The organism is Providencia sp. PROV033 (assembly GCF_028484855.1).
GTDB lineage: Bacteria > Pseudomonadota > Gammaproteobacteria > Enterobacterales > Enterobacteriaceae > Providencia > Providencia alcalifaciens.
The window spans coordinates 1-5,479 of the sequence record NZ_JAMPSW010000146.1 but is presented as its reverse complement, the minus strand read 5'-3'; the positions used below and the strand labels follow the sequence as shown (position 1 = coordinate 5,479).

General features: G+C 40.6%; 7 protein-coding genes and 1 pseudogene. 2 read left to right on the top strand and 6 right to left on the bottom strand.

The window, feature by feature from the left end; translation table 11 throughout:
* Positions 1–580, bottom strand: a 580-nt coding sequence (locus PSF16_RS16380; protein WP_272689694.1) for a relaxase/mobilization nuclease domain-containing protein, incomplete at its 3' end; no start/stop codon positions are given.
* Positions 570–902: a plasmid mobilization protein gene (locus PSF16_RS16375; protein ID WP_272689693.1), complete on the bottom strand. Its 333-nt coding sequence runs from the start codon at positions 900–902 to the stop codon at positions 570–572. The genes PSF16_RS16375 and PSF16_RS16380, both read right to left, overlap by 11 nt.
* Positions 903–1,171: 269 nt before the next feature.
* Here PSF16_RS16375 and PSF16_RS17485 point away from each other — a divergent pair, with 269 nt between their 5' ends.
* Together PSF16_RS17485 and PSF16_RS16370 are read left to right on the top strand one after the other, a co-directional pair.
* Entirely contained in the window at positions 1,172–1,417 is a 246-nt protein-coding gene (locus tag PSF16_RS17485) for a helix-turn-helix domain-containing protein (protein ID WP_038195488.1), read from the top strand.
* A complete protein-coding gene (locus PSF16_RS16370; RefSeq protein ID WP_272689692.1) occupies positions 1,401–2,306 on the top strand; it encodes a hypothetical protein in 906 nt (301 codons plus the stop codon). The genes PSF16_RS17485 and PSF16_RS16370 overlap by 17 nt, the downstream gene beginning before the upstream one ends.
* Here the strand turns inward: PSF16_RS16370 and PSF16_RS16365 are convergent.
* The 4 genes and pseudogenes from PSF16_RS16365 to PSF16_RS17480 form a co-directional block, all read right to left on the bottom strand.
* Positions 2,300–3,352 carry a DNA methyltransferase gene (locus PSF16_RS16365; protein ID WP_272689691.1) on the bottom strand — a complete coding sequence of 351 codons (1,053 nt, stop codon included), beginning with the start codon at positions 3,350–3,352 and terminating at the stop codon, positions 2,300–2,302. The genes PSF16_RS16370 and PSF16_RS16365 overlap by 7 nt on opposite strands.
* Positions 3,349–4,257 carry a replication initiation protein gene (locus tag PSF16_RS16360; protein ID WP_272689690.1) on the bottom strand — a complete coding sequence of 303 codons (909 nt, stop codon included), beginning with the start codon at positions 4,255–4,257 and terminating at the stop codon, positions 3,349–3,351. Before PSF16_RS16360 ends, PSF16_RS16365 begins: the two co-directional genes overlap by 4 nt.
* Before the next feature lie 139 nt (positions 4,258–4,396).
* Positions 4,397–4,633 carry a hypothetical protein gene (locus PSF16_RS16355; protein ID WP_038195483.1) on the bottom strand — a complete coding sequence of 79 codons (237 nt, stop codon included), beginning with the start codon at positions 4,631–4,633 and terminating at the stop codon, positions 4,397–4,399.
* A 75-nt stretch (positions 4,634–4,708) separates the two neighbouring features.
* Positions 4,709–5,479: pseudogene (locus PSF16_RS17480) on the bottom strand (hypothetical protein); the annotation flags it as partial.

Sequence of the window (5,479 nt, the reverse complement as noted above, 5' to 3'; positions counted from 1 at the left end):
TCACATCTTTTCGCTCCCTGATTTGACCAACCCGCATCAGCTCCATCAGCCCCTTAGTGATACTTTCAGCAGCCAACTGTTTGTCGCGGGGCAAATCACTGGATGGCGTTAACGGACGGCGATAAATCGGGTCATTCGGGTCGCGCAGCCCAAGACGTTCATTGGTTAACGTTTGCCACGCATTTACTCTCGGGCGATCAGCGCGGTCAAAATAGGGTTGAAGCCGTTTTCCGCTCTGTAATTCCACATTCGGGATCACAAAATTCAGCTCTAAACGCCCTTTATCCTGATGCTGAACCCAAAGACAGGTGTACTGATCTTTATCAAGACCGGTCATCAATGTATTTTCCCATTCATCCATCAGTCGGGTTTTCTCATCAGCGGGTAAATCCCGCTCCTGAAAGGAAAGTACGCCGGAGGTATACGTTCGGGTGTATTCACTGGTATCAATCAGCTCTTTAACCCGCTCAGGATCACCCCGTAAAACGTCCGCCTGTTCACGGTTTCGCTCTTTACCTAAAAGATAATCAACGGGTCCACTTCCCGAACCCGCCCCGCGGGAATGAATTTTAACAATCATCGCATCGGTGCTCCGCTAATAAGGCACTTAGTTGATTATCCATGCTGGTGAGAACCGCCAGTAACTGAACCCGTTCAGAGGGTGAAAATGACGGGGACTGATGCAAAAGACGCGCAATCTGGTTGAGATTATTCCCCATACCTGAGATTTGACGAAGTAGTGCAGGTTCAACCGTCGGTAATTTACGCTGACGGGGACGGCGTTCACCCAGCCCCAAAGCCCGTAACCATGATGCCAACTGAGATTGTTCACACCGTTCAAGCAATAATTCATGCTCACGTTCAGTCAGTCTGATCTTGATTTCTTTCGTTCGTTTTTCCATAGCGTCCACTGAGAATGTTTGCACCACAGTGCGAATATTCGCAGTGGATACATGGGGGTTTCGGGGGAATGTAATTCCCCTGAACCAGTCACAAGACCACTCGTTAGAGGGGACTTTGTGTGTACTGGCTTAAATACATTTAGATTGTAGCTGGTCTTTGCCTTTTAGACAAAATAAAGCCCTCCTAAAAGAGGGCTGTTATCTGATATAGGTTGTTTCAGTCTCAAGTCCAAAATGGGATATCCCATTTTGGACTTTATTATGCTGGTATGACAAAGCCGTTATATTCACAAAAAAATATTGCTCTTATCGCGACCTTGCGTTCGGCGAGGGAGTCTCTCGGCCTAACTCAGACACAGCTATCTGAAAGAATAAACAGAAGCCAGTCCTATGTTGCCAAATATGAGAATAATGAACGCTCATTGAAACTTATTGAGTTTATTGAAATTTGTGAGGCTTTGAATATTTCTCCCTCAGAAGTAATTAAAGAGATCACTGATGATTACAACATATAGTGTATTAAATTTAGCGACACAAAAACTTGATAGGTTAAAAGGAAATATTTTTGATACTGTTGATTTAGCAAAACCTACGTCTGCTGATGCTGCAATAAATCTGACAAAAGTAGTATCAAAACTATCCCCTATGATGGGAAACTTAATAGAATTTAATATATGTGAATATCTAAATACAATACCAGAATTCGAATCTTTCGGTCATTGGAAAAGACAAGATCCTGGGTTTCCTGATACTATTTTTGAAAGCAGCTTAGTATCACCAACGCCAGGAATTGAAATAAAAGCATGGTTTCCATTGTCAACGGAAATAACAGCACGATTCAAAGATAGCCAAGACCATTTTCAAGAAGACCAAACAAATGTCGCATTAGTTGCTTGGCTGCCTCAGTTTCTTATCTTTGGCAAACCGCAAATTATAGATGTTTCAGTCATGTCAGCCAAATCAGTAGCTGCCGCAAGAGATGCTCACTACAGCAACCCTCCTGACTATCTAATAGTTGAACCTGGTGATACATCAGATAGAACGCTTAATCTTCAGCAAACAAATACTAATGGATATAAATTTCAAGGAAATCCACTTGAGTTCATTGAAGCACAAAATATATATAGACATTGGTGTAGGAAAAATGACATGAATACTTACTCAACCGATATGGCATATCAGTTAATGGTTCAAGAGTTGATGTCTAAATTCAAATATCGACTCGATACTAATTTTGCAAAAATGGACCGAATTGATCACCCTCAAATTGAAGAGTTCAAAACTAGAGTTTTAAATTCTACTTTCCATGGTAGAAGCATATATTCATGGTCTAGATTATTATCTAGAGGAAGCGTTGATGAAATAAAACAAGCTATTTCATCAACATTTAGTATCAATTATTGATCTTGGAATCTACTGACTCCTAGAGTGAAATAGTCTAGATCTATTTCCGCTGAAAATGCTTTCCTATTCAGGTTCATTGCAGACAATGAACCTGAAAAAAGTCCACCAAAAGGCTCCCAGATGACATCATTTTCATAACTGGACGACTTTATTATTAAGTCCATCAGATCTAAAGGCTTTTGATTTAAATGAGCAAAACTCGTATTAGAATCAGGAACTTTTATCCTTTCTTTGCCTTTTAATGTATTTCTTTCCCAGACATTTGTTACACCCATTGGGCAGTTAAATACTGGTTTCATTAACGCCCATTCATCTTTTGTTAGCGATCTTTTTCCATCAATAGAAAAATACGGCTTTCCTGATTCATTTCCATGCTCATTGGCATATATTGCTAATTTCTCAAACATGTCATCAGGCGGCATATACCACAAATGCCCTCTATCTAAGTATTTTCTTGTTGCAACATTAGCTACACCGCAAGCTTTATTAGCTTCTTTCATTTTAAGTCCAGAGCGTTTCCACTCATGAAATAACCAATCTTGTAATGTGTAACCATTTATCTTAGGGTCGAAAACATACTGAACACAAACTTCAGTAACAACGGGAAAACGCTTAATTTTAGCTGTATTAACATTACCAGCTATGTGTCCTTTCCCCTTATTCCAAATATTTGTATTTATATATTTCCATCCGTATTTTTCTAACATTGAATGTGTTGAAGCCCAGCCTATCTCACTATTCCAAAACCATAATGTAGTTCTAGGTGATGCTAACTTACTCCAAGCGGCTATATGAGGCTCGTACCAATCAGCTATAGATAAGTGATCACTTGTATCACCATCAAATCCCAATAACCCATATGCCCCATCTGATATAATTACAGTTGGTGACTCCCATCTATCATAAAATTTCAGGCTATTTCCGTGAAATAAATTAACCCCATTTTTTGAGAACTCTTTTGTTATATCGTTATTTAAGATCTCAAATTTCTTCCCTCGACCTACTGTACTAATAGGTATATTTTTATGAGCATTAACTTTATTCATTTTATTACCGATTTTTTCCTATAATAGGTTGCACGACTAATACCTAAGCTTTCCCATGGTTTTTTAGTTTCAATAGAATTTATATCTATACGCCGCCCCCCTCCTTTACTTTTCATTCCTCTTTTTGACTGAATTTCAGGAGCATGAGTTTTAGCCACATAGTCATCAAATGTATCTTGTGTAAACTTTACATGAGTCCATTTAGCTATGCTTTTCGCTATACCAAAAACCTCTTTTTCATCTAAAGGCACTAAAAATTGAATGTTATAGCCATTAGCCCTCTCAAAGCAGGCATTTAACCACGGTTCATAAGACGGCCATCCCTGACGTATAGCTCGATATGCCCATTTACGGGTTTGTTCAAACAGCTGACAATTACGACCTAAACCATAATCAGTAATGATTTCTTTGTCATTGGCGGAGGCTAAATCGAGTGAATCCGCTAACCAATCCAGCGTGTAAAGCTCAGTTTGCCAAGCATTCACCCGCCAGTGTTTATGATTAGGATTTTGACAAATTAATCCTGAATAACCGATATCTGCATCCAGTTTTTTGCGCAGCGCATTTTCAACAGCAGCTGCATATTTAAGTGGCTTTATACGACCATCTGGCGCAGTACGAATAGCGGTTTCCAGCCCATAAAGCAAATGTGTATGCCCATTTTTCGGATTCATAATGGTAAAAGTCGGAGCAGGAGCATTACGGTCACTCCAGTCTAAGGCTGAACCTTGGCGATCTACGTCAAAACCAAGCCAGAATTGGGCGTGAGGTTGGTTAAATTGGATATATCTAGCAAGAATAGCACGGTCTTTGGCAGCTATACGCACGCCAAACTGTAAATCATCCGAATAATACGGTTTATGAGGGAGACGCTCATTAAATAACGCTAATGCGTGGTTAATCAAAACTCCCAGCCTTATGGCGGGGCTGTTGTATCACACCCTTCATGTGCTAATATCCTGTTTAGGTTTCTATGCCTAGCCCTGACCGTTCATTTAGATCCGCCAAGATAACAAATGAATGTCAGGGCTTTGTTTTTTATATCTAGAGAGATACTGGATTCCAACAAAAATCTCTTACAATTATGACATTGTTACCATAGATAATATGAAGATCATTTTTTTTAAGCTGCTTTGCTATGTTATCCATAACCACATCAGCAATACGCTCACGCTCACATAACTCGTAAAATTGAGGCCATTTTAGTGTAATGCACTCATTTTTATTCAACCTCATTAACTCATTGATATCACTAGCTATAGATTGAGCACTCTTAGCCATAACCGCTCCAATTAAAATTAAAAACATCCTTAGAGTAATTTAAAAAAAACCTTACAGCAATGTAAAAAACACGTTTTACATGCTCATACCATAATCATCATCACGGCTACGCGATTTCTGTCGTTGTCGCTGTTGTTCCAATTCGGTTCGTCGTTGTTCTGCACGCTTATACTCTGCTACCGCAATAACAGGGGCAGCTTTTCGCTCAAATTGATGACTTGCCTGTTCAAGTCCTCGACTTGTAGTTGTAAGCGAGTCACTTGCTCGCTCAGTTGGGCGTTTTCTTGCTGATTTTGCGTGTAATGACTCAAGGTAGTGTCGAACATGCTCTGTAAGCTGGCGTAACTGCTCTGCCATTCGCTCTGCTGTTGCGCGTAACTGTGCTGTAAGCTCTCCAGTGCGCTCAGGAGCTGTTTCTCCATTTCCGTCATAAGAAGGATTCCTGCGTTGAGAAAACGCCGCTGTATCGTTTTCAGGGACGTTTAAAGGGGTTATTTGGTCTGGTATTTGATGACAGTATGGCCGTTCTTGCTCTGATACGGTGCGCCCACGTTGTACGCCGATTTCGGCAGGATCAGGTAATACTGGTTTTTCATTTTGTCGTCCGTCAGTACCGAAAGCCCTTTCCCTGTGTATTCGTTCATCTCCAGCACGCTCTGATCTAACTGCTGAATTTCCTGATAACGATCGGCTATCATCTTGCCCTGATACACCAGAATGCCGGACAGTATCGCAATCAGACAAAGGCCGGATAGCCCAATCCACAGACTGAGTTTGCCCATCATCGTGACCAACAACCAACGCTGACGTTGATTCTGCTCTTGGATAGCGTTGTTGATGTTCTCC

What these genes read in the sequence shown, in the direction of transcription:
- PSF16_RS16375 (WP_272689693.1), bottom strand. Translation starts at nt 902, where the DNA reads ATGGAAAAACGAACGAAAGAAATCAAGATCAGACTGACTGAACGTGAG.
- PSF16_RS17485 (WP_038195488.1), top strand. Translation starts at nt 1,172, where the DNA reads ATGACAAAGCCGTTATATTCACAAAAAAATATTGCTCTTATCGCGACC.
- PSF16_RS16370 (WP_272689692.1), top strand. Translation starts at nt 1,401, where the DNA reads ATGATTACAACATATAGTGTATTAAATTTAGCGACACAAAAACTTGAT.
- PSF16_RS16365 (WP_272689691.1), bottom strand. Translation starts at nt 3,352, where the DNA reads ATGAATAAAGTTAATGCTCATAAAAATATACCTATTAGTACAGTAGGT.
- PSF16_RS16355 (WP_038195483.1), bottom strand. Translation starts at nt 4,633, where the DNA reads ATGGCTAAGAGTGCTCAATCTATAGCTAGTGATATCAATGAGTTAATG.